This is a genomic window from Castellaniella sp. UC4447_H14 (genome assembly GCF_052978285.1).
Genome location: NZ_CM129666.1, coordinates 2,764,883 through 2,788,417 on the forward strand (window position 1 = coordinate 2,764,883; position 23,535 = coordinate 2,788,417).

Genomic DNA, 23,535 nt, shown 5'->3' on the forward strand with positions numbered 1-23,535 from the left:
ATGGACAGGATTCAGGCGGAGGCCGCGCAGCCCGTGCTGGTCTTCGATTCGGGGATCGGAGGACTGACGGTACTGCGCGAAGCGAGGCTGCTGATGCCCGAACGCCGCTTCGTGTACGTGGCCGATGATGCCGGCTTCCCCTACGGGGACTGGGACGAGAGGGGTCTGCGCGCGCGGCTGATCGATCTCTTCGGTGAGCTGCTGCAAGAGCACCATCCAGCCCTGTGCATCGTGGCCTGCAACACGGCCTTCACGCTGGCTGGCGCCGACCTGCGTGCCGCCTTTCCGGAAATGACGTTCGTAGGAACCGTTCCGGCCATCAAGCCGGCGGCCGAGCGCACCCGATCGGGTCTGGTATCCGTGCTGGCCACGCCGGGTACCGTCTGCCGCGAATATACGCGTGCGCTCATCCAGTCCTTTGCCTCGCGTTGCGAGGTCAATCTGGTGGGCTCGACCAAGTTGGCCGGCATGGCCGAGGCCTACGTGCGCGGCGATAGCGTGGGCGACGCGGCCGTGCGCGCCGAGATCGGCGCCTGCTTCGTGCAGCGCGCGGACCGGCGCACCGACATCGTGGTGCTGGGATGCACGCACTACCCCTTCATGACCAACGTCTTCCGGCGGCTGGCGCCGTGGCCGGTGGACTGGCTGGACCCGGCCGAGGCCATTGCGCGCCGTGCGCGCAGTCTGTTGCTGCGCCGGCCCGATGCACGGCACCCGGCCGACAATGACGCCGCGTTCTTCACCGGCGGCGCGCCCGATTTCGCAACGCGGCGGCTCATGAACAGCTTCGGCCTGCGCGTGGCGGAATCCGACGGATTTGGGCCGGAGGTCCGGTTGGCCCCCGCTTCAGCGTCTCTTCCGGCTCGAACGGAACCCTAAAGGCGGTCCCTCCGGTCGCCGCGCGTGAAGCCCAGCAGGGGCGGGGTGATGCCCCGGCCCACCGCCAGCACCTTGAACAGCTCGCCCATCTCGGCTTCGGACAGCAGCGTGTTCAATGCCGTGAGCTGGCGCGCGCGCAGTGCCGGGGCGTCACCGGGCGCGCGGATCAGATCCGTCAGGCCCGCATTCATCAGAAAGCGTGCCTGCGAGGTATAGCCCAGCACGTCGAGGCCGCCGTCCAGGGCTGCGTCGGCCATGGCCGTGAAATCCACGTGCGCCGTGATGTCCTGCAGGCCGGCCAGCACCAGCGGCTGATCGTGCGCGTGGTGGCGGAAGTGGCACATCAGCGTGCCTTGCGTGCGTTGCGGGTGATAGTACTCCCGGCGCGGAAACCCGTAGTCGATGAGCAGTGCGGCGCCCTTTTCCAGCCACAGGCCCAGATTGCGGACCCAGGCTTCGGCCTGCGGATTGAGTTCCGACCGGTAGCCAGGCAGCGGCGGCATGCGGTCTGCGATGGCGGCCGATGTGGCAGGCGGGGCGTCGCGCAGCATCCAGCGAAACGGGGCCGACGCGTCGGGACGCGCATCCATCGCCACACCGAGCAGCGCCGGTGTGCCGGCCTCGGTCCATTGAAACAGGATCGCGGGCATGGCATCCAGCACCTCGTTGGCGACGACGCAGCCGGTGAATGCGTGGGGCAGGGCATCCAGCCATTGGACCCGGTTGCCCCACGAGGCCAGGCGCGCCTGTTGGCGTGCGCGCAGGTCGGCGGACAGCTCGAGGATGCGGTAGTTCGCGTCTATGCCCAGATCCCGTAGCGCCGGCATCACGGCTGCGGCGAGCGTGCCCGACCCCGCGCCGAATTCCAGCACTGTCGAGGACCGGGCGGCCGCCAGGATTTCCGCGATCTGGCGCGCCAGCGCCTGGCCGAACAGGGGGCTGGTTTCAGGCGCGGTGGTGAAGTCGCCGCCCTGGTGCAGCTTGGTGCTGCCGGCGCTGTAGTACCCCAGGCCGGGTTCGTAGAGCGCCGCCTGCATCCAATGTTCGAACGGGAGCCAGCCGCCGGCGGCAGTGATCCGTTGCGCAAGCATGTCGCGCACGTGGTGGCCGTGTTCGCGGACGGCATCATCCAGGGGCGGCAGGCCTGCGGGCAGGTGGACGGAGGGCAGAGTCATCATAGGGCCCAAGCATAGCAGGCAGGGGCTAAATATTTCCGAATTCCGGCCGATAACCGTAGCGATGGTTTCGTATGGCTTTACGGGGCAGTCAGTATGACGCACTCTGATCATTTTTTCCTGAGCCTTGGCGATGGCGCGAATTTCGTCCATGGCGCCTACCAGCCCGGGCTGGTATTCCTGTCCGTATTCGTCGCCGTGGTGCTCTCGCTCATGGCTTTGCAGACCGCGCACATCGCCCGGCAGACCACAAGTGCGATGCACAGACGCATCGCCATTGCCACAGGCTCGGTGGCGCTGGGCGGCGGTATCTGGACCATGCACTTCATCGGCATGCTGGCGTTCAAGTTGCCCGCACCGGTCTACTATGAGACTACGCTCACGCTGCTGTCGCTGGTGCCGGGCTGGATGGGCGCTCTGGTCACCCTCCACATGCTGTCGTTGCGCCGGTTTTCCGCGGCCCAGCTCGTTGCCAGCGGCGTGGTGCTGGGGGCCGGAATCGGCGCCATGCACTATACGGGCATGATGGCCATGGTGACGCCGCTGGACATGCGCTATGACCCCGAAATGTTCGCGCTGTCCATCGTCGTTGCGGTCGTGCTGGCGATGCTGGCGTTGTGGATTTATTCCGGCCTGCGCGCATTCGATGAGCGCGTCCGCTTTCTCGCCAGCGGACTGGTCATGGGGGTGGCGATTGCCGGCATGCACTATACCGGCATGGCGTCGGTGCGGTTTCTGGGCGCCGCCAGCCCCATCCAGGACGGGATCCGGCTGAATTCGACCTATGTGGCGCTGGCGCTGTCGTCGCTGACCCTGACGATGGCCATCATGGTGGCGGCCCTCAACGGCCTGGTGCGTTCGCGGGCGCTCTATCGCGAGGTCGAGACCGCCAAGTCGCGCCTGCAGGCGATCTTTGATACCGCCGTGGATGCGATCATCACCATCGACCCGTACGGCATCGTGCAGGAATTCAGCCGTTCGGCGGAACGGCTGTTCGGTTACGCGGCGGCAGAGGTCGTGGGACGGAACATCAAGATGCTGATGCCCGAGCCGTTCCGGTCGGCGCATGATGGCTACCTGAAGGCCTATCGCGACACGCGTGTGCCGCACATCGTCGGGACCGGCCGCGAGGTCGTCGGCCGGCGCAAGGACGGCAGCGAAGTCCCGATCCGGCTTGCGGTCGGCCGAGTGGACCTGCTGTCGGGAGGGATGCTGTTCGTGGGCCTCGTCACCGACATCAGCGAGCGCAAGGCGCTGGAGGCGACCTTGCGCGATTCGCTGCGCCACGCGGAACAGGCGGCGGCGGCCAAGAGCAATTTCCTGGCCAACATGAGCCACGAAATCCGCACGCCCATGAATTCCGTCATCGGATTCACGGATCTGGTCCTTCAGACCAACCTGTCGCCGTCACAGCGCACGCACCTGAACACCATCCGCCAGTCGTCCCGGTCGTTGTTGCGGCTCATCAACGACATCCTGGATACGACCAAGATGGAGAGTGGGCGGCTGGAACTGGAAGACTCGTATTTCTCGCTGAAAGGCCTGGCGTTCCAGATCGAATCGTCCTTGCGCCTGGGGGCCCACGCCAAGAACCTCGATCTGACGACTCATTATCCCGAAGGCATGCCGGAATTCTTCAGGGGCGACCAATTGCGGCTGCTGCAGATCCTGACCAATCTGGTGGGCAACGCCATCAAATTCACCGAGTCCGGTTCGGTGAGCGTGGACTTCGCCTACGAGGCCGGACAGGTCCATATCGCGGTCCGCGATACCGGCATCGGCATGACGCCCGAGCAGGTTCGCACGATCTTCGATCCCTTCATGCAGGCCGATGCCTCGATCAGCCGCCGCTTCGGCGGCACCGGGCTGGGTACCACCATCGCGCGGCAGCTGGCCGAGACCATGGGCGGGCATATCGGGGCCGAAAGCGTCCTCGGGCAGGGCAGCGTGTTCCACGTCTGGCTGCCGCTGCCGCCGGGCACCGAGCCGGCTGCGCCGGAACAGGACGGGGGTCATACGCCGCTGCCCGCGCTGGATATCCTGGTTGCGGACGACGTCACCCAGAATCTGGAACTCCTGCGCCTGACGCTGGAGAAGCGGGGCCATCGTGTCGTGAGCGCAGCGGATGGCGACGAGGCGTTCAACCGATATCGGACGGGCCGTTTCGATGTGGTGCTGATGGACGTGCACATGCCGGGAACCGACGGACGCCAGGCTACACGGCTCATTCGCCAGTACGAGCGCACAGAAGGACGGCCTTACACGCCGGTCATCGCGCTGACGGCCAGCGTCATGGCGACCGACCGCTGCGAGGCGCGTCGGGCGGGAATGGACGGCTTTGCGGTGAAGCCGCTCGAGGTCGCGCACCTGTTCCAGGAGATAGCGCGGGTGCTGAATGATCGCACCGCGCCGTCGGTAGTGGAGGCCGCGAGTGCGGCACCGACCTCCGTGGCGGTGGATTGGAACCGGGGGGTGGCGCTCTGGGGGGACAGGGCCAGCCTGGCGGCGCGGATTGTGACGTTCCTGGACAGCGTGGGCGAAAACTATCCTTTGCCCGATCCTGAACAACGGGAGGTGGACGGTACGGCGCTGGTGTTCAGCCTGCATGGGATTCGTGGCGCGGCCGGCAACCTGGCGCTGATGGCGGCTTCCCGGCTGGCAGGCGAACTGGAAGGTCTGTGTCGCGAGGATCGAGTGGACGAAGTCCTGTCCCGGCTGGATGACCTTTCGGCGCTGTTGCTCGCCGCCCGTCATGAAGCGGCTACGGCCCGGCCTGCCGACCCGGACGAGGAACCGACCCCCGCGGTGGCCGCGCCGGACGCTCCGCCGGGCGGTTCCGTGTCGATGTTGGAGCTGACGACCGCACTGGAAACGTTGTTGCCGATACTGGAGCGCAACGAACTGGATGATGCCGCGCTCGCGCAGGTCTGCGCCCGGCTGATCGCGGCCGGCCGTCGCGATCATGTCCAGATCCTGCGAGTCGCCCTCGATCGCTTCGACTTTACCCGCGCTTGCGCGCTGTTGCGTCAATGGTTGGCTGAGGCCGTCCAGTCCGAGCCTGACGCCATGATTGCTTCCGTAGATACGCCATGAGTTTCAGAAGGGATACCCGACGCACGCTGTTGCTGGTGGACGACGAGTCCACCAATCTGCAAGTGCTGCGACATACATTGCAGGCGACTTACCGGCTGTTGTTCGCCAAGGATGGCGCCACCGCGCTGGAGCTGACGCACAAGGACAGGCCCGATCTGATCCTGCTGGACATCATGATGCCGGGCATGTCGGGCTACGAAGTCTGCGCGGCACTGAAGCGTCAGCCGGATACCCGCGCCATTCCCATCATTTTCGTCACGGCCCTGAGTGAAGCCGACGATGAGTACAAGGGACTCCAACTGGGCGCCGTGGACTACATCACCAAGCCGCTGAATCCTTCCATTGTGCAGGTGCGGGTCCGCAACCATCTGTCGCTGGTGCGGGCGCAGGAGGTGTTCGAAACCCGGCTGCAGATCATTCGCTGCCTGGGCGCTGCCGCCGAATATCGTGACAACGAGACCGGCATGCATATTGTGCGCATCAGCCACTACGCGCGGCGCCTGGCGCTGGAAATCGGCTACGGCGAGGAGGCGGCCGACGAACTGTTGCACGCGGCACCCATGCATGATGTCGGCAAGATCGGTATTCCCGATGCCATCCTTCTCAAGCCCGGGAAGCTGGATCCCGAGGAATGGGCCGTCATGCGCCAGCATCCCACCATAGGGGCGCAGATCATCGGGGAACATCCCTCGGGGTTGCTGAAGACGGCGGCCATCATTGCACAGTGCCACCACGAGAAGTGGGATGGTACCGGCTACCCCCAGGGCCTCGCGGGCGAGGCCATTCCGCACGAAGCGCGCATTGTGGCGCTGGTGGATGTGTTCGATGCGCTGACCAGTGTGCGGCCCTACAAGCCCGCGTGGCCGATCGAGCGGGCGCTGAAATACATCCGTGAGCAGAGCGGCCGGCATTTCGACCCGGCGCTGGTCGAGGCTTTCATGCGGTGCGTGCCCGACATCCTGGAGATCCGGGTACGCTGGTCCGACGAGCGCGACACCGAAGAAGCCGAGGCCGTGATCGAGCAGGCGCGCTAGGGGTTCCCGAACGAGTCACCCCGACGCGCCAATAGGCGGCCTGGCTGACGCGGCGATGGGGATGAGGGTGGTGAATTTGCTGCGTGAGGTGGCAAAGAAGCTGCGCACGTTGCGAATCCGCGGATCGCTGGTCAGACATCGTTGGGCCAGCGCCTGGTAGGCCCGCATGTCGGCCACCATGGCGATCAGGATGAAATCCGGACCGCTGCTGACGCGGTAACACTGCTGAATGGCGGGCTCCGCGACGAGCTCGGCTTCCAGCGCATCGGCCTGCGCCGCTGCCTGGGTGTCCAGCGTGACCTCGATGATCGCCGTGAGCGCGGCACCCATCAATGCAGGATCCAGAATCGCGACCCGTTGGCTGATCAGGCCAGTCTGTGTCAGGCGCCGGACGCGGCGCAGACAGGTGGGCGGAGAGGCGTGTACCTTATCCGCCAGATCCTGGTTCGTGAGCGCACAGTCCCGTTGAAGCTGTTCGAGGATACGGCGGTCAAGATCATCCAGCAGGGTGGGGGCCATGATATGTATCTGCCTTGTAAAAGAGATGAGGCGATCCTATATTTTCATTGAATATTTCATATTTTTGTATTATATGAAATAAAATTTCTACATTAGCATTTAATGAAATTTATGTTCATTTCACGGTATAAAAGGAAATCATATTTCTGAACCCTTTGCCCACAATAGCGCAATTGTTCAAACGAAGGAGTGTGCTCCATGTGTGGCATCGTAGGCGCTGTGGCGCAACGTGACGTCGTCCCCATCCTGCTCGAGGGCCTGCGCCGGCTGGAGTATCGCGGCTACGACTCTTGTGGCGTGGCCGTGCATACCGGGACTGGTCTGCAGCGGGTGCGCAGCACGCGTCGCGTGGCAGAGCTCGCCGCACAGGCCCAGCAGGACGGCGTCCAGGGCCTGACCGGGATCGCCCATACGCGCTGGGCCACCCATGGCGCGCCGGTGACGCATAACGCCCATCCTCACTTCTCCGGGCTGGACCCGGCCGCGCCGCGCATCGCGCTGGTGCATAACGGCATCATTGAAAACCACGACGTGCTTCGGGCGGAGCTCCAGGCGGCCGGATATGTCTTCCAGAGCCAGACCGATACCGAGGTCATCGCCCACCTGGTCGATCACCTGTACGACGGTGATCTGCTCGCGGCCGTCCAGCAGGCCATCCGCCGGCTCGACGGCGCCTATGCCATTGCCGTCTTCTGCTCTGCGGAGCCGCACCGGGTCGTTGGCGCCCGCCAAGGCTCGCCGCTGGTCGTTGGCTGCGGCACCGAAGGCAACTATCTGGCCTCGGATGCGTTGGCGCTGGCCGGCACCACCGACCAGATCATCTATCTGGAGGACGGGGACGTTGTGGACCTGCAGCTTTCACGCGTATGGGTGACTGACGCGCAAGGCCGTCCGGTGGACCGCGAGGTGCATACCGTCCAGATCCATACGGGCGAGGCTGATCTGGGCCCGTATCGCCACTTCATGCAAAAGGAAATCTTCGAGCAACCGCGCGCGGTCGGCGATACGCTGCGCGGCATCGAAGCCGTCATGCCGGAGCTGTTCGGAGACGGCGCGCATGCGGTGTTCCAGGATATCGATCGCGTTCTGATTCTGGCGTGCGGCACCAGCTTTTACGCCGGCCTGACGGCGCGCTACTGGATCGAATCGGTGGCCGGCATCCCGGTCAATGTGGAGATCGCCAGCGAGTACCGCTATCGGACCAGCGTCCCCGATCCGCGCACCCTGGTGGTCACCATCTCCCAATCGGGCGAGACGGCCGATACGCTGGCTGCGCTCAAGCACGCCCGCAGCCTGGGCATGCAGCAGACGCTCACCATCTGCAACGTGGCCTCCAGCGCCATGGTGCGGGAATGCAAGCTGTCCTTCATCACGCGTGCGGGCGTGGAGATCGGCGTGGCCTCGACCAAGGCGTTCACGACGCAACTGACGGCGCTGTACCTGCTGGCTCTGTGTCTGGCGCAAGCCCACGGGCGCCTCGATGCGGACGCCGAAGACCAGGCGCTGAAATCCCTGCGCCACCTGCCGGCGGCCATTTCCGCCGTGCTGGCGCTGGAGCCGCAGATCATCGCCTGGGCGGAGCGTTTTGCCAGCAAGGAAAATGCGCTCTTCCTGGGGCGCGGCATGCATTACCCGATCGCACTGGAAGGCGCCCTGAAACTGAAGGAAATCAGCTATATCCACGCGGAGGCGTACCCCGCGGGCGAACTCAAGCACGGACCTTTGGCTCTGGTGACCGATGCCATGCCGGTGATCACCATTGCTCCGCACGACGAGTTGCTGGAGAAGCTGAAATCCAACATGCAGGAGGTTCGCGCCCGAGGCGGTGAGCTGTATGTCTTTGCGGATGCCGATTCGCAGATCACTCCCGCGACGGGCATGCACGTCATCCGCATGCCCGAACACTATGGGAAGCTGTCGCCGATCCTGCACGTGGTGCCGCTGCAACTGCTGGCTTACCACACCGCGTGCGCGCGCGGGACGGATGTGGACAAGCCGCGGAATCTGGCCAAGAGCGTGACCGTGGAGTAGCCGCGGGGTAGAGGGAGCCTAGGCGTCGGAGTCCAGGGCGACGAGCATCCACGGCAGGAAGGCCTGTGTCAGCGGGCCGATGCACAGGGCGAACAGCACCGTTCCGATGCCGAAAAGCCCCCAACCGCCGAGCGCGAGCCCTGCCAGCAGCACCGTCACTTCGAGACCGGTGCGCACCAGCCGCAACGATAGGCCCGTCACGCGCTGCAGTCCGGTCATCAGGCCGTCGCGGGGACCGCGGCCCAGTTGCGCGCCGATGTAGAGCGCCGAGCCCAGTCCGCACAGGAGCACACCACCACCGGTGAAGGCGAGACGCTCCCAGACCGGGGCCGGCGTCCCCAGCACCCGCAGCGCGAGATCGGCAAAGGCGCCGATGGTGACGGCGTTGACGAGGGTTCCGAGGCCCGGCATTTCATGCAGAGGAATCCACAGCAGCAACACCAGGAACGAAATGCCGATGACGACCCAGCCGAAGTCCATCGAGAGACGGTGAGTCACGCCCAAATGCAGCGCGTCCCAGGGAGCCAGCCCGAGGTTGCCGCGAATCATCAGCGCCATCGAGATCCCAAAAAGGGACAAGCCGATCATCAGTTGCACGAACCGACGGACCATTTTCCCGGCGCGGAGCTGTTCCAGGGGCCCGAGCTGGGCCAGTTCGACAGAAGTATCCATGTCCAGAATATTGCCTGGGATTGGCATTGCTGAAAATAGCCACTTATGAGAAAGTGGACCGCATGAGAGAAGCCATTTCCGCCCGCCGTGTCCATGAGCTCATCGGCCATCTTCCGGCCGGCCCCGCCTACGCAGGCCTGTCCGGTGCGCTCACGCTCCTCATTGGCGACGGGCGCATCCCGTTTGGCGTGCGTTTGCCCAGCGAAAGGGACCTGACCGCCGTCCTGGGGTTGTCGCGCACCACCGTCGCTCGTGCCTACGCGACGTTGCGCGACAATGGCTACGCGCGCGCGGTACAGGGCTCGGGGACGTTCGCCGCGATACCCGGCGGACGTGAACGGGCCCACGACCACGTTCTGGTCCCGCGGGATGCCGCCGGAGGCAGGATCGACCTTACCTGTGCCGCGGACTCCGCGCCTTCGGACGTGATGGCGGCCTATGCGGCGGCGTTATCGGACCTGCCGGCCTATCTGGGCGGACACGGATATTTCCCGTCCGGCCTGCCGGTCCTGCAGGAAGCCATCGCGGCAACGTATGAGGCCCGCGGATTGCCCACCGGTCCGGATCAGATCGTGGTGACCGCGGGTGCGTTGATCGCCTCGGGCGTGGCCGTGCGCGCACTCGCGCTGGACCGAGGGCATGCGCTGGTCGAGTCCCCCACCTATCCCAACGCAGCTGAAATGCTGAGGGCGTCTGCCATCCGGCTGCATGAGGCGCCGCTGGGCGCGAACGGTTGGGATATTGCAAGCATGATCGACACGGTGGAGCAGGTGCGGCCGGATTTCGCCTATCTCATTCCCGATTTCCAGAATCCCACGGGAGCCGTCATGACCGCAGCGCAACGGCAGCGCCTGGCGGCCTGCCTGTCGGCGCATGGGACATTCGCCATCGTGGACGAAACCCACCATGCGTTGGCCCTCGACGGCCAGCGGATGCCTCCGCCGTTCGCCGCCTTCCATGCCGACACCCTCACGCTGGGCAGCATGAGCAAGGTGTTCTGGGGAGGATTGCGGGTTGGATGGATTCGCGCCCCGCGCGCACTCCTGGATCGGGTGGGCCGGGCGCGCGTGTCGATCGATCTCGGTGTGCCAGTCGTGGAACAGCTTGCGGCCGCCCATCTGCTGCGCCAGGGGCCGGTTTCACGCGGGCATCTCGAGCGCTTGCGCGTGCAGCGCGATGCCTTGATCAATGCGGTAAAGACTCATCTGCCCGACTGGCGCTTCGTGCGGCCCACCGGCGGACTGATGCTATGGTGCGAGCTTCCTCGCCGGGGAGCGACAGCCTTGGCCGCCGCCGTGGCGGAGAGCAATGTCGTCATCTCCCCGGGCCCGGTGTTCTCTCCCAGCGGCGGGCTGGATTCGTTTGTGCGGCTGCCCTGGACACGCTCCGCCGCCGAGCTGCGGGACGCCGTCGGGTGCATCGCCGCCGCGTGGCGCCGCATCGGAGACCGCGAGCGCACCGGGGCTCGAAGCAGTGCTTACCCTCGTGTTATTGTGGCCTGAGTGTGCCTGATGCGGTATGCGGGTCGGGGCGCCGTCTCATGTTCCATCGATGCGGGTTCGTCGGCCGTCGGGCCGCTGCTTTAGGTTTTCAGTGAGAGGAGCTCCATGAAAATTGTGAATGCGGCGGACGCCGCCGACGCCCTTCCTTTGCATGGGTTGATCGACGCCCTGCAGGCAGGCTTTGCAGCCGGTTGCCACGTCCCGGAACGGCAACACCACAACATCGTCATGGCTGACGAGCCGGACGCCTCACTGCTCACCATGCCGGCCTGGAGCATCGGGACAAAGACACCGTCGTTCCTGGGCGTCAAGCTCGTGACGGTGTTTCCGGGAAACATGGCGAGGCATCTGCCCGGCCTGGAATCCGTGTATGTATTGTTCGACGGCGCCACGGGCTCCGCGCTTGCGATCATCGACGGGAACACGATCACCGCGCGCCGGACCGTAGCGACCGCCGCGCTGGCTGCGAGCTTGCTCTCGCGTGAAGACGCGCACCGATTGCTGGTGGTGGGGGCTGGGCACGTGGGCAGCCTACTGCCGGAGGCCTATCGTGCCGTGAGGACCATCGACGAGATTCTGATATGGGACATCCGGCGCGAGGCGTCCGATGCTCTGGTTGCCCGACTGACCCGTGCGGGCATGAATGCGCGCGTAGCCGAGGATCTGGAATGGGCCGTTCGACGTGCGGACATCATCAGCACCGCCACCCTGTCGACGGAGCCGCTGATCCAGGGTGAGTGGGTGCGTCCGGGCACGCACGTCGATCTGATCGGCTCATTTACGCCAGTCATGCGTGAGTCGGACAATGCGCTCATTGCAGAGGCATCGGTGTACGTCGACATTTCAACAGCGGTGAAAACCTCTGGCGATCTCCTGTTTCCCGTCAAGGCGGGCTTGTTCACGGCGCACGACATCAAAGGGACGATGGCCAGTCTCTGCGTCGCCGCGGACCCCGCGCGGCAGTCGAATCAGGAAGTCACGGTCTTCAAGACGGTGGGATCTGCGCTGGCCGACCTCGTCGCGGCAGAGATGGCCTACAAACACCGGTTGGTGGGGTGATGCGTCCGGTTCAGGTTCGAAGCGCCGTACCCTCGAAGTCGAACCGCACGCCGCTCGCGGGGGATTCGCGCACCTGCCAGGCGATGCCGCCTCCGCCCAGGCGGATGTCGGCGGTGGCCATGGTGTTTTCGTCGTCGCTGTCGGCTGCGTCGATCCGGACGATGGGGTAGTCGGCGTTTTCGGCGTCCGACAGGATAGCCAAAGCGTCCACCGGCTGGTTCTGCATCGAATACTGCGACAGCATCTGCTCCGCACGGATCTGTCGGAATCCCGAAGAGGCCGTGATCAGCTGGGGCAAGTCGCGCGTCGCTGCATGGATGGCATGGTTGGCATGCGCCGAGGGCGCGGCGACGGCCTGTACGGAACACGCAAACGCCCCATATTCCACGCTCAGCAGTCCTCCGTTCGCAGCTTCGCCGATGGCCAGATGGAAGCTTCCGGCCCGCGGGTTGTCCTGCAGCATTTTGACGGCCTCTTTCGCGCTTCCCGCATTCAGGGCAGCACGTGAGAGCACCATGCGCGGTACGCCCGGGGCGGCCTGTTTCCCGCGGATGTTGTTGACGGTGATGGCCAACCCGCTGCTTGTCACGGCGAACGTATGCCCGGGAATGGATCCCGGGTAGACGAAGCTCGCCATGCGCGGCTGGTCATCGACCTGGTATTCGACGACGGCACAGTGCCCGGCGAACCCCGGGTACCCATCTTCGTTATGAACGATTCGAGCGGTGCCGTCGCCGGGCAGCAGGACCGTGGTGCAGCCGTCTGGCGCGAAGGCCCACAGGTCGCCCCGGCAATTCCACAGGAATACATCGTCCATCGGAAGTTCGAGCCCGGTCGCCAATCCTTCGAGCTCGGACCAGATCAGCGGGAATCGTTCGCGAACGAGTTGCGCCATGATCGCGACGCGCGCGCTGCCGCGCCACGCCATGATTTCCGCCCACACCCGGGTCCCCAGCAGGTGCTGACGCAGCGCCGCGGCGCCGAACTGTCCCAGTTGCAAGCCTGCGGCGAAAGCGGATCCGGAAATTTTGAGATGCGACAGCGCTGGCATTTCATTCTCCTGGACCTTTCATGCGCGGTCGGTTGGTCCCGGCAGCCGCGCAGGCATGGCCCGCAGCGTTGGAAGAGGGCAAAAAGCCAATGGAAGTAGGCCATGGTACGTCAGCCGTGTGGCCCAGTGTATAGGGAAATCGAGGGGGTGATAAAACATATGTTTCGTATTAGGATTGAATTGCAACATGTTTTGCAGAACCGTTTGGCCGCGAATGTTGGTGATGTCATCGCACTCATTGCTACGCCGGGTGGTTGGTTGACGTCTTCGTTGTCGAGCCTGTCATGTCGCGGACTTCACCTGAGGACACCATCATGAAATTTTCTCGAGGTATTGGAGTCGTGGCAGCCGCAGTGCTGTCCATGGCGTCCGCCGCAGCGCCCGCCGCAGAACCGGTCAATTTAGGGTGGGTTGGGCCTCTATCGGCGCCCGGCAACTATTCCAGCGGGCAGGAAATGCGCTGGGCGGTCGAGCTTGGGGTCGACGAGATCAACAAGGCGGGCGGAGTGCTGGGCCGGCCGCTGAAGATCTTCTACGAGGACACCAAGGGCCAGCCTTCCGAAGGCAGCGCGGCCGCGGTGCGCCTGATCACGAAGAACAAGGTATCGGCCATCTTTGGCGAATTCCATAGCTCCGTCGCGCTTGCCGAGATCGATGTGGCGCACCAGTACGGCGTTCCCTGGGTGGGGACGGACGTCTGGTCCGATGACATCACGGCCAAGCAGTATCCGGAAGTCTTCCGCCTGGCGCCCGCCAATTCGCTGATTTACGTGAAGATCGCCGACTGGATCGCCGAACAGGGATTCAAGCACGTGGCAACCGTTGCCGAAAACACGGACTTCGGCCAGGGCGGCGCCAAGGTGGTGCAGGACACCCTGAAGAAGAAAGGTGTTGCGGATACGCCGGCCACCATCGACCTGAATCAGCAGGATTTCACGCCCTCCCTGATCCGCCTGATGAGCCAGAAGCCCAAGCCCGACCTGCTGCAGATGATCGTGGCGGGCCAGGCCCAGTACCAGATCGTCAAGCAGGCCTGCCAGCTCGGATTCGCCCCCAATGCCGACACGAAGATGATCGGTTCATCGGGTCTGTTGCAGAAGGATGTCTGGGAGGTGGACGGCGAATGCGCCAACCACTTGCTGATCGTCAATGTGGCGCGACCCAAGTCGCAGTGGAACGACAAGGCGAAAGGGTTCGTCAAGGCTTTCCAGCAGCGCTATAACCGCCCGCCCACCGGGGTGGCGATGGAAGCCTATGACACGCTCGGAGTGGTCGTCGCGGGGATCGAACAGGCCAAGTCCAGCGATCCGAAGGCCGTGATCAAAGGGCTCGAGAACGTTCACTACACCGGTGTGAACGCAACGTATTCGTTCTCGACCGACAAGACCCCTGCCTGGGCCTATCACCAGTTCATGGATGTTCCCTTCACGGTCATCCAGTACACGCAAATGAACCAGGCCCCGGAGGATGCCGCCATCGTCTACCCGAAAGAGTGGGCAACCACCGACAAGATCTTGCCGGTGAAATGAAGCGGATCCGCGCATCGGCCCGCGGGCCGGTGCGCGGACGACGTGCAACGAGCGGGAGCGCAGCGTGAGCTATTTTTCTTTACTGACCGTCAACGGGCTGGTGATAGGGCTGATCTACGCCTTGACGGCGGCGGGCCTGACCCTGATCTTTTCCGTCTTGCGCGTCGTGAATTTCGGGCACGGCGCCTTCTACATGGTCGGTGGCTACGTTTCCTATTACGCGATCCGCTCTCTGGGCCTGCCCCCGGTTGGCGGGGTGGTCGTGGCCATGGCCGCATTGTTTCTTTTTGGCGTCCTGTTCGAGATCCTGGTCATGCGCCCGGTCTACACCGACGAGGTTGAGCGCAAGGACGAGTACGCCATCATCGTGACGTTCGGCATGACCATCCTCCTGTCCAACCTGGCCATCGTGGTCTTTGGGCCGTTCAGCAAGTCACCGCCTCCGTTCATGGCCGGCACGCTGATTCTGGGACCCATCATCCTGCCCTACGACCGTCTGATTGCCGCTCTGGTCGCCATTGCGCTGTTGTGCGCCACGACCTGGTTTCTCGCGCGCACCACACTGGGACAGGCGCTGGATGCGGTCAGCCAGAACCGCGAATCGGCGGCCGTCATCGGCATCAATCCGCGCCGCATGTACACCATTGCCTTTGGCCTGGGCTCGGCGCTGGCCGGCGGGGCCGGCGCGCTGATTGCGCCGATCTTTGCCCTGTCGCCCAGCATGGGCGATCTCCCGGTCGTGCAGGCCTTCATCATCATTGTGATCGGCGGCATGGGGTCGGTCGGCGGCAGCATTGCCGGCGGCATTCTGCTGGGGCTGGCGCAAAGCTGGGGCGTGGGTTATTTGCCCGATCCGAATCGGGCATTGGCCTATACCCAGGCGTTCGGTGCCGTGCTGCTCATCGTCACGTTGCTGTTCAGACCTACAGGCCTGTTCGGGCGCGTCCACCTGAGGCTCGAGTGATGGCAAACGGGTACACGCAACGTCCGTCCGCATCCGCGATCCTTCAGGTGATTTTGCTGGTCGTGGCGCTGGCCGTGCCGCTTTTCGGGGGCGCCTACTGGATCCACGTGGGCGCCATCCTCTGGTACTACGCCATCCTGGCGTCGAGCTGGACCCTGCTGGCGGGGTTTGCCGGGCAGTTCTCTTTTGCCCATCTCATGTTCGCCGCGCTGGGCGGGTACGCCTCGGCGCTGATCGTGCTGCACATGGGCACGGCCTATTTTCCATTGGCGATCTTCATCGGTCTCGTCCTCGCCATCGTGGTCGGGGCACTGATCGGCTTCATGGTGCTGCGGCTGTCCGGACCCTATCTGGCGCTGTTCACGCTCGCCATCTCCGAGGTCTTCCGCATGATACTGATCGCCGAGGAGCAGGTGACCCGCGGCAGCCTCGGGCTGCAGGTGCCCAGATTCTTCAAGGGCGACTCGGACGTTCCGTACTACTACCTCGGCCTGGCATTGCTGATCGGATCCATGCTGCTGATGGGGTTCCTGTTGCATACGCGTGTCGGCTTGTTCTTGCGCGCAATCCGTGAAGATGAGGGGGCCACCCAGGCGAGCGGCGTCAACACGACTCATTACAAGATCCTGGTATTCGTCGTCACGAGTGGCATTGCGGCCATCGCGGGGATCTACTATGCGCACTTCATCGGGATCCTCACCCCCAACATGATGATTCTTCCGGAAATGGGCATCGTCATCGCCATGGCGGTCATCGGCGGGATCGAGAGCCTTCCGGGCGCCGTCGTGGGCGCGGCCATCGTCTACCTTTTGTCCGAGCTGCTGCGCGATTACGGCGAGCTGCGTTTTGTGTTGCTTGGCCTTGCCCTGGTTCTCGTTCAACGGTTCGCGCGCAATGGGCTCCTGCCGCTGATCGACCGCATCGGGCGCCGGCCGGCGGCGGTGTCCTCGCGGCTCTCCGCGCCGGGCGGCACATCGGAGAAACCACATGGCAACTGACTCCTCCGGGCCTTTCTTTACGGCGCGACGCCTTTCCAAGCATTTCGGCGGCATCCAGGCGGTGGCCGAGATGTCCCTGGACATCGCCCCCGGCGAAATTGTGGGTCTGATCGGCCCCAATGGCTCCGGCAAGACCACCACCATCAGCATGCTGTGTGGCGCCCTGTACTCCGACGGCGGGCAGATCCTGCTGGATGGCTCCGATCTGACCGGCATGGCCGCCCATTTCTTCGCGCGCCACGGCGTGGCCCGGACCTTCCAGGTTCCCCGGCTGTTCCGACGCATGAGTGTGCTGGAAAACCTGATCGTGCCGGCGCTTTCCGACATGCGCGCCAAGCGCACCGAGGCCGAACGAAAGGCCGGCGAGATACTCGAATTCCTGCGGCTGGCCCACCTCGGCCAGGATTACGCACGCTCGCTTTCCGGCGGACAGCAGAAACTTCTGGAACTGGGGCGTGCGCTCATGCTGGATCCGAAGCTCATCCTGCTGGACGAGCCATTCGCCGGCGTGCATCCCCGCTTGCTCAATCAGATCATCGAACACATCAAGGCGCTCAACGAGCGCGGCATGACGATCGTGCTGGTCGATCACAATCTGGATGCGATCCGGTCGGTCGTCCGCCGCGCCGCAGTCATGGCACAGGGTCGAAAGATTGCCGATGGCTCCGTGGATGACGTGCTCCGGGATCCCGCGGTGATCCACGCGTATACCGGTTCACGCAAGGCGAATGGGAGGGCGGCATCATGACGGCTATGGCGGGCGGCACGCGATCGGCCTCCTCGGACTCCTATTTCGAAACGGCTCCCCATTTCTCCGGGGAAGCCCTGGTCGCGGGCTATACCCAGGACATCGATATTCTGCGCGGGCTGACCGCACGGATCTGGAAGGGCAGGATTTCGTGTGTGGTAGGCCCCAACGGAACCGGAAAATCGACCCTTCTCAAGGCCATGTTCGGATTCCTGCATCCCAGCGCCGGCCAGGTGCTGCTTGATGGGCAGGACATCACGGGCAGTCCGCCGCATCGGATGTTGAGCCTTGGGGTGGCCTACCTGCCGCAGCGTCCCAGCCTGTTTCCGTACCTGACGGTGGAATCCAACCTTCGCCTGGGACTCTGGCATGCGCGTCTGAAGAAGTCGGAGATCCAGAGCCGATTGGACCGCGTCTACGCCCGGTTTCCGGTTGTCGAAAACAAGCGCCGGCAGCCTGCGGGGCAACTGTCGGGCGGGCAGCAGCGCCAGGTGGAGATTGCCCGCAGCCTCATGGCGGAACCGTCGGTGTATCTGATCGATGAGCCGACGGCCGGGATCGACCCGCAGACCAGCGAATCCATCTACGAGATCGTGGAAGGGCTGGCACATGAACTGGACAAGGCGGTGTTGCTGGTGGACCAGGACATTCGCAGTGCATTGGACATCACGGACTACGTGTATGTCGTCAAGACCGGTTCCGTGGTCGCCAGCGGGCCGCGGGAGGAGTTCGGAGGGGACACCGACGCGCTGGTGGCGCGGTGGCTCTATGCCAGCGGCGAATGAGGGTGGCTGGCGCTTCGGGCACGGCGACCCGCTCATTCACCCTCGTCGAAATCAACATCGGGATCCGTCATGTCGTGGGAAACAATCTTGTACGAGGCACGCGAGGGCATCGCGGAGATTCGGCTCAACCGGCCTCAGCGGTTGAATGCCGTCGTGCAGCAGCTCTACGACGAGCTGAACGCTGCGCTGGATACAGCCGAACAGGATCCGGCAGTGCGTGTCGTGCTCTTGTCGGGCGCCGGCCGCGCTTTCTGCGTGGGTGCCGATCTCAAGGCCCACAAAGCCGGCCGGACCGCATTCGAGCGCCGCGAGTACCTGCGGGGCGAGCAGTCCGTCTGCCGGCGTCTGCTGCTGCTGGGCAAACCCGTCGTGGCGGCCGTCCACGGATATGCGCTGGGCGCGGGGGCGGAAATGGCGGTGGCTTCCGATTTCATGCTGATGGCGCAGACGGCCCGGATCGGCTTTCCTGAAATAAGCCTGGGAAATTTTCTGGGCGGTGGAGTGACGGCCTTGCTGCCACGGCTGGTGGGCCTGGCGAAGGCCCGGGAACTGGTGTTCCTGGGTGAGAGGATTCCGGCGGACGAGGCCGTGGCGATGGGTCTCGCGGCGCGCGTGTTCCCGGACGATGGGTTCGCCGGTCATTGCAGACAGTTTGCCTTGCAAATCGCCCGGAAGGCCCCCTTCTCGATGCGGCTGGCAAAGGAACAACTGAATACGGCCAGCGATCGGCCGCTGGATGCGACACTGACGGCGGAACTCGAGGGAATGATGTTCTGCTCGACCACGCAGGATTGGCAGGAAGGGATCGATGCCTTCGCCGCAAAGCGCTCGCCGGTTTTCAGGGGACTGTAGATGGCCGCGTCCATTCTGAACACCATCCTGTCGCCGCAATCCATCGCGATCGTGGGGGCATCCAGGGATCCTCACAAGCGGGGGTTCCGCTCCATCCAGAAGCTGATCGACGACGGATACGCTGGCACGATCCTGCCCGTCAACCCAAGGGAGACGGAGATCCTGGGCCTCCGCTGTTACCCGGACCTGTTGGCATGCCCCGTTGTGGCCGACCTGGCGCTGATCTGCACACCGGCGAAATCGGTGCCGCAGGTTCTGGCCCAATGTGGCCGGGTCGGGGTCAAGGGGGCCGTCGTACTGGCGGGCGGCTTTGGCGAGACCGGTGCGTCGGGGCGGCAACTGGAGATCGAACTTGTCAACGCGGCGAGATCGGCCCATGTCCGCGTTATCGGCCCGAACACTTCAGGGATCTTCAACACGCATTGCGCCTGCAATCTGGTGGGATTTTCGGATCTGAGACCCGGCAGCATCGGCCTCCTGTCGCAGTCCGGCAATATGGCGCTGGCGCTCGTGACCGAGGCTCAGGCCGGGGCGCAGATCGGCCTCAGCACCTATATCGGCGTTGGAAACGAAGCCGATCTTCAGTTTCACGAATACCTGGATTACTTCGAGCAGGATCCGGACACGCGCGTCGTCATTGCCTACATCGAAGGAATCAAGAACGGCGGCGCATTCCTGGCCGCGCTCGATCGCGTGGGGCGGCAAAAGCCTGTGGTCGTGTACAAGTCGGGACGCAGCAGCGCCGGCAAGCGGTCCGCTCTGTCCCACACCGGGGCGCTGGCGGGTGATTTTGCCGTCAGTGCCGGCGTCCTGTCGCAGGCGGGCGCCATCCTGGTCCGTCGCTCGGACGATATCCTGCCGGTGGCCGAGACGCTGTCGCTGCTATCACCGCCCAGGTCGCGGCGTGTGGCCGTGCTGGCGGACGGCGGCGGCCATGCCACGATCGCCACGGACAGCCTGGTGGAGCAGGGACTGGAACTGGCGAACCTGGAGCAGAAAACGCGCGACGCATTGGCCGCGATTCTGCCTCCCTCCGCTTCGCTGGCCAACCCAGTCGACGTCGCGGGCGGAACCGACGCCGATCCTGGCGTCTTTGCCACTTGCGCACGAATCCTGCTGCGGGATGCCAATGTGGACTCGCTCCTCATCACCGGCCTGTACGGGGGCTATGCCCTGCGTTTTTCGGCGACGCTCGAAGGCGTGGAGATCGAGACATCCCACACATTGGCCCACCTGTGCGCCAGCCTGGGCAAGCCCATTCTCGTGCACAGTCTGTATGCCTATTTGACCGGCCCTGCCAGACCGACGGCGCTCACCGCTCTTCGAGAAAATGGAATCCCGGTCCTGGGGTCCGTGGAGCGCACGGTCCGCTGCCTGGCGGCGTTGGCCGATTTCGGCGAGGCTCGTGCGCGGCGGCCCCGGCGCACTGCGGTGGCCGAGCCGTTGCCGCCCGTGCAGGCACTGATCGACGAGGTACATGCCGACGGCCGCACGCTGATGCTGGAGCACGAGGCGCGAGCCCTGCTGAGCGCTGCGGGGGTCGCCATGCCGCCCGCCTATCTTGCCGGGACGGGCGACGAGGCTCTCGCTGCGTTTCACGCGCTGGCTTCACCCGTTGCGATGAAGGTCGTTTCTCCGGATATCGTTCACAAAACGGAGGCCGGGGGCGTCCGGCTGGGTCTCCATGATGACGCGGGCGTAGAACGCGCGTTCCATGCTATTGTCTCGGGCGTTCGCCGAACCGTTCCGGGCGCGGACGTCCGGGGCGTGCTGGTCACGCCCATGGCGGATGCGCCGGACGGCCTGGAGGTCGTCATTGGCGTCGTCGGCGATCCCAGCTACGGCCCCGTCCTGATGTTCGGGTTGGGTGGGATTCTCGTTGAGGTTCTGCATGACGTTGTCTTCCGCGCCTTGCCCATCAGTGAACAAGACGCTTGTTCGATGATGGACGGCATCCAGGCGCATGCCATTCTGAAGGGCGTACGAGGCGCTGCCGCGGTGGATCGCGGCGCCCTGGTCCAGCTGATGCTTGGCGTATCCCGCTTGTGTACCGCACACCCTGAAATCGCTGAGCTGGATCTGAACCCCGTATGGGCCGCGCCGGGCGGTGTTCATGTGCTGGATGCGCGGATCGTCCTTGACGGGTCTCACCGTTGAATCATGCCTGCGCCCAATACGCTTGAAGAACTGGTCGGTCACATCCAGTCCCGCTTTCCGGGCCTGACTCCGCAATTCAAGGTCGGCGCGCGCTACCTGATCGATCACCCCATCCAGGTATCGACGCTTTCCGCGCGCAAGCTGGCAAGCCTCGCACGGGTTCAGCCCGCCACGCTGGTCCGGCTGGCGCAGCATCTGGGATATCCCGGTTGGGACGCGATGAAGGCGGTATTCGTGCGCGACTTCCATCCCTTGCCGGAAAGCTACACCGCGCGCGCGCAATCATTGGTGCAGCATCCCAAGTCCGTCCAGACGGCCTGGGAGACGGCGACGGCGCAACATGGCCGCAATCTGAGCCTGCTGGGACCCACGAACCAGGCGGCCATGGCCCAGGCGGTCAACCAGTTGCAGGGGGCCACCCGCATCCTGATTGCGGGCTTCCGTTCCTGCTATCCGGCTGCATTCAGCCTGGGGTACCTGTGCAACCTGTTCCGGTCGGACGTGCACGTGCTGCACAATACCGGCGGCACGATGGACCTGGATCTGCACCATCTGCGCGGCAGCGATACGGTGGTCCTGATGAGCTACGCGCCCTATTCGGCCGAGGTCCTGGTGGTTGCCGATGCGGCCCGCGCGGAAGGCTGCCACATCATTGTTCTCAGTGACAGCGCGGTGGCGCCGATTGCGCTACGCGCCGACACCCTGTTGCTCTTCCACACTCACGGGAATTCCTTTTTTCCTACCACTGTCGCATTGCACGCCCTCGTGGAGATGCTGGCGCAGCAATTGCTGGTGTCGGGGGGAAAGGGCGCGGTGGACCAGCTGGCACGCACGGAATCACGCCTGCGGACGACCAAGGCCTATCTCGACAACCGCTAGCCGCGGCGGCCGCGGAAGCCTTCATCGAATTCGACGAGTGCGTCAGAGGGCCGCGATCGCGGCGTCGTAGCCCGCGCGCAAGCGGGCGTAGACAGGTCCGGGCGTGCCGGAACCGACGGCACGGCCATCGTATTGGGTGATGGGCAGAATTTCTTTGGTGGCGGACGACAGCATCAGCTCATCGGCATGTTCGACTTCATCCCGCAGGATGGTGCGCGCCTCGAATGGAATGCCAGCCTCTTCGGCCAGTTCCTGGATGAAGGCGTAGCGGATGCCTTCCAGGATGAATTCGTCGCGCAAGGGTGCGCACAGCACACCGTCCTTCACCATCCAGATGTTGCAGGACGAGCCTTCGGACAGGCGTTCATCCCGGAACTGGACCACATCGTCCACCCCCTCGTCGGTGGCGAACTGCTTGGCGAGCACATTGCCCAGCAGCGAGACGGATTTGATGTCGCAATGCAGCCAGCGGAGGTCCGGCATGCTCACGACTGACATGCCGTGTTCGCGCTTGTGGGCATCGGGACGGGCAAAGGGGGACACCATGCAGAAAATGGTGGGTTCGCAAGGTTCGTCCGGGAAGCCGTGGTCGCGTTTCGCCACGCCGCGCGTGACCTGCAGATAGGCCATGCAATCGGCGAGCCCCGAGCGCTGGAGCATGCTGCGCAGCAGATGCTCCCACTCCGCGTCGGACTTGCCGGTATCGATCCGGACCTTTTTCAGGCTGCGATTCAGGCGCGCGAGATGTTCATGAATGCGGAAAGGCTTGCCCCGGTACGCCGGGACGACTTCGTAGATGCCGTCGCCGAAAATGAATCCCCGGTCCAGCACGGAGATCTTGGCGTCGCCCAGGCGCACGAGGTCGCCATTCAGGTAAACGAGACTGTCGTTATCGACATTCGGAATCATCTGCGAGCCTCTTGATGCGGTCATTGAGACGGTGATTTTGAAGGCGCCCCCGACTTGCAGGGGCGCGGCAAATGGCGAAATGGGCCCAGCCCATTACGAAGAGCCATGACATAGTCTACCAAGCGGCCGTGTCTCTGGCGGGGACGCCATGGGTTCCATCATCCGCTCGCCGATGAGGCGGGGCGTGGTGCCCTGCCGACATCCAATCAATATTGGGCGCGTATCAGGGTTTGAGCTGATCCCGGATCTCGCCGCCCTTGTGCGCGTCGCTATGCACATTGACGTAAAGATCGCCCGCTTCGTACGCCTTGTACTGCTCGTCGGTCAGCTTGGCATTTGCCGGTACCATCCATTCATTGTTCCCCTTCTTTTCCAGCGGGATGATGATCGGCCCGTTCTTGCCCGCCGCCGCCTGGTGGATGTGGGCCATGGTGCCGTCCACACCGGAAGTCATCACGCTGCCGCTGACCGTCTTGTCGGAATTGACGGTGATGGTGCCTTCGCCCTTGGCTGACGTCGTGACGGCAGGAACCTCTTGGCTGCCGCTTAGCATGACCTTGTTCTGGGCGGCCATGGCGACGCTGCCGCCGGTGGCCAGTCCCGCGAGCACGATGCTGCCCATGAGGGCCGCAAGACGAGATTTCGAGAAAATCGGATGGTAGCTCATGGAGATTCTCCTTGATGTAAGGCCGCCGGCGA

20 protein-coding genes are annotated in these 23,535 nt (G+C 64.3%); 14 read left to right on the forward strand and 6 right to left on the reverse strand.

Annotated features, from left to right (window positions below; genetic code table 11):
- A complete protein-coding gene (murI, locus tag ACVCMJ_RS13355; RefSeq protein ID WP_447081885.1) occupies window positions 1-879 on the forward strand; it encodes a glutamate racemase in 879 nt (292 codons plus the stop codon).
- Here murI and ACVCMJ_RS13360 read toward each other — a convergent pair.
- Entirely contained in the window at window positions 876-2,057 is a 1,182-nt protein-coding gene (locus tag ACVCMJ_RS13360) for a class I SAM-dependent methyltransferase (RefSeq protein WP_447081886.1), read from the reverse strand. The two genes, murI and ACVCMJ_RS13360, sit on opposite strands and share 4 nt — an antisense overlap.
- Before the next feature lie 93 nt (window positions 2,058-2,150).
- On the opposite strand from ACVCMJ_RS13360, the gene ACVCMJ_RS13365 reads away from it, so the two are divergent.
- Window positions 2,151-5,147, forward strand: coding sequence for an MHYT domain-containing protein (locus tag ACVCMJ_RS13365; protein ID WP_447081887.1), 2,997 nt, complete (start codon window positions 2,151-2,153; stop codon window positions 5,145-5,147).
- On the forward strand, window positions 5,144-6,181 hold the full coding sequence (locus tag ACVCMJ_RS13370; RefSeq protein ID WP_447081888.1) for an HD domain-containing phosphohydrolase: 1,038 nt from the start codon (window positions 5,144-5,146) through the stop codon (window positions 6,179-6,181). The genes ACVCMJ_RS13365 and ACVCMJ_RS13370 overlap by 4 nt, the downstream gene beginning before the upstream one ends.
- A 15-nt stretch (window positions 6,182-6,196) precedes the next feature.
- Here the strand turns inward: ACVCMJ_RS13370 and ACVCMJ_RS13375 are convergent, their stop codons facing one another.
- Window positions 6,197-6,700, reverse strand: coding sequence for an Lrp/AsnC family transcriptional regulator (locus ACVCMJ_RS13375; protein ID WP_447081889.1), 504 nt, complete (start codon window positions 6,698-6,700; stop codon window positions 6,197-6,199).
- Between the two features lie 198 nt (window positions 6,701-6,898).
- On the opposite strand from ACVCMJ_RS13375, the gene glmS reads away from it, so the two are divergent.
- Window positions 6,899-8,731 (forward strand): glutamine--fructose-6-phosphate transaminase (isomerizing), encoded by a 1,833-nt coding sequence (glmS, locus tag ACVCMJ_RS13380; protein ID WP_447081890.1) that lies wholly within the window; start codon window positions 6,899-6,901, stop codon window positions 8,729-8,731.
- An 18-nt stretch (window positions 8,732-8,749) separates the two neighbouring features.
- On the opposite strand, the gene yczE is transcribed toward glmS, so the two are convergent.
- The gene (gene yczE / locus ACVCMJ_RS13385; protein WP_447081891.1) at window positions 8,750-9,403 is read right to left on the reverse strand and encodes a membrane protein YczE; all 654 of its coding nucleotides are present in this window, start codon (window positions 9,401-9,403) and stop codon (window positions 8,750-8,752) included.
- A 62-nt stretch (window positions 9,404-9,465) separates the two neighbouring features.
- On the opposite strand from yczE, the gene yczR reads away from it, so the two are divergent.
- Together yczR and ACVCMJ_RS13395 are read left to right on the forward strand one after the other, a co-directional pair.
- The gene (gene yczR, locus ACVCMJ_RS13390; RefSeq protein WP_447081892.1) at window positions 9,466-10,905 is read left to right on the forward strand and encodes a MocR-like transcription factor YczR; all 1,440 of its coding nucleotides are present in this window, start codon (window positions 9,466-9,468) and stop codon (window positions 10,903-10,905) included.
- 105 nt (window positions 10,906-11,010) lie between these two features.
- Window positions 11,011-11,964 carry an ornithine cyclodeaminase family protein gene (locus tag ACVCMJ_RS13395; RefSeq protein ID WP_447081893.1) on the forward strand — a complete coding sequence of 318 codons (954 nt, stop codon included), beginning with the start codon at window positions 11,011-11,013 and terminating at the stop codon, window positions 11,962-11,964.
- Window positions 11,965-11,974: 10 nt separating this feature from the next.
- On the opposite strand, the gene ACVCMJ_RS13400 is transcribed toward ACVCMJ_RS13395, so the two are convergent.
- A complete protein-coding gene (locus tag ACVCMJ_RS13400) occupies window positions 11,975-13,015 on the reverse strand; it encodes a C45 family autoproteolytic acyltransferase/hydolase (protein WP_447081894.1) in 1,041 nt (346 codons plus the stop codon).
- 314 nt (window positions 13,016-13,329) lie between these two features.
- Between ACVCMJ_RS13400 and ACVCMJ_RS13405 the strand changes: the two genes are divergently transcribed.
- The 8 genes from ACVCMJ_RS13405 to ACVCMJ_RS13440 all read left to right on the forward strand — a co-directional run bounded on the left by ACVCMJ_RS13405 (window position 13,330) and on the right by ACVCMJ_RS13440 (window position 21,927).
- Window positions 13,330-14,544: an ABC transporter substrate-binding protein gene (locus tag ACVCMJ_RS13405; protein ID WP_447081895.1), complete on the forward strand. Its 1,215-nt coding sequence runs from the start codon at window positions 13,330-13,332 to the stop codon at window positions 14,542-14,544.
- Window positions 14,545-14,608: 64 nt separating this feature from the next.
- Window positions 14,609-15,508, forward strand: coding sequence for a branched-chain amino acid ABC transporter permease (locus ACVCMJ_RS13410; RefSeq protein ID WP_447081896.1), 900 nt, complete (start codon window positions 14,609-14,611; stop codon window positions 15,506-15,508).
- Entirely contained in the window at window positions 15,508-16,506 is a 999-nt protein-coding gene (locus ACVCMJ_RS13415; protein WP_447081897.1) for a branched-chain amino acid ABC transporter permease, read from the forward strand. Before ACVCMJ_RS13410 ends, ACVCMJ_RS13415 begins: the two co-directional genes overlap by 1 nt.
- Window positions 16,496-17,254 carry an ABC transporter ATP-binding protein gene (locus ACVCMJ_RS13420; protein ID WP_447081898.1) on the forward strand — a complete coding sequence of 253 codons (759 nt, stop codon included), beginning with the start codon at window positions 16,496-16,498 and terminating at the stop codon, window positions 17,252-17,254. Before ACVCMJ_RS13415 ends, ACVCMJ_RS13420 begins: the two co-directional genes overlap by 11 nt.
- Window positions 17,251-18,039 (forward strand): branched-chain amino acid ABC transporter ATP-binding protein, encoded by a 789-nt coding sequence (locus ACVCMJ_RS13425; protein WP_447081899.1) that lies wholly within the window; start codon window positions 17,251-17,253, stop codon window positions 18,037-18,039. The genes ACVCMJ_RS13420 and ACVCMJ_RS13425 overlap by 4 nt, the downstream gene beginning before the upstream one ends.
- Window positions 18,040-18,108: 69 nt before the next feature.
- Window positions 18,109-18,891: an enoyl-CoA hydratase/isomerase family protein gene (locus ACVCMJ_RS13430; protein ID WP_447081900.1), complete on the forward strand. Its 783-nt coding sequence runs from the start codon at window positions 18,109-18,111 to the stop codon at window positions 18,889-18,891.
- Complete coding sequence (locus tag ACVCMJ_RS13435; protein ID WP_447081901.1) at window positions 18,892-21,048, forward strand: acetate--CoA ligase family protein; 2,157 nt, start codon at window positions 18,892-18,894, stop codon at window positions 21,046-21,048.
- 3 nt (window positions 21,049-21,051) lie between these two features.
- Complete coding sequence (locus ACVCMJ_RS13440; RefSeq protein WP_447081902.1) at window positions 21,052-21,927, forward strand: MurR/RpiR family transcriptional regulator; 876 nt, start codon at window positions 21,052-21,054, stop codon at window positions 21,925-21,927.
- A gap of 42 nt (window positions 21,928-21,969) precedes the next feature.
- Here ACVCMJ_RS13440 and ACVCMJ_RS13445 read toward each other — a convergent pair whose 3' ends face one another.
- Window positions 21,970-22,836 (reverse strand): D-amino acid aminotransferase, encoded by an 867-nt coding sequence (locus ACVCMJ_RS13445; RefSeq protein ID WP_447081903.1) that lies wholly within the window; start codon window positions 22,834-22,836, stop codon window positions 21,970-21,972.
- A gap of 223 nt (window positions 22,837-23,059) precedes the next feature.
- On the reverse strand, window positions 23,060-23,503 hold the full coding sequence (locus ACVCMJ_RS13450; RefSeq protein WP_447081904.1) for a CHRD domain-containing protein: 444 nt from the start codon (window positions 23,501-23,503) through the stop codon (window positions 23,060-23,062).
- Between the last annotated feature and the right edge of the window lie 32 nt (window positions 23,504-23,535).